Below are 388 nucleotides of genomic sequence, written 5' to 3' on the forward strand. Positions count from 1 at the left end.
CGGGGGTGGCGTTGACGGTCACCCCGCCGGCCAGGGCCAGGTCGCACTCCCCCGAACGCAGCGACTGCACCGCCATGTGCAACGCCACCAACGACGACGAACACGCCGTGTCCACCGACACCGCGGGCCCCTCCAGCCCCAGCACATAGGACACCCGCCCGGAGGCCACACTGGAGGTCATGCCGGTCAGCCGGTAGCCCTCGATCGGGTCCTCGGCCAACATGCCGTAGCCCTGCGTCATCACCCCGGCGAACACCCCGGTGGCGCTGCCGCGCAGCCCACCCGGGTCAATCCCCGCCCGCTCCAACGCCTCCCACGACAACTCCAGGAACAGCCGCTGCTGGGGGTCCATGGCCAGCGCCTCGCTGGGGCCGATCCCGAAGAAACC

The 388-nt window shown here is 71.4% G+C and carries 1 protein-coding gene; it reads right to left on the reverse strand.

The features are described 5' to 3' along the window. On the reverse strand, positions 1 to 388 hold a 388-nt coding region (locus tag FPZ47_RS28010), incomplete at both ends, for a beta-ketoacyl synthase N-terminal-like domain-containing protein (RefSeq protein ID WP_145039848.1).

The organism is Mycobacterium helveticum, from assembly GCF_007714205.1.
Classification (GTDB): Bacteria; Actinomycetota; Actinomycetes; order Mycobacteriales; family Mycobacteriaceae; genus Mycobacterium; species Mycobacterium helveticum.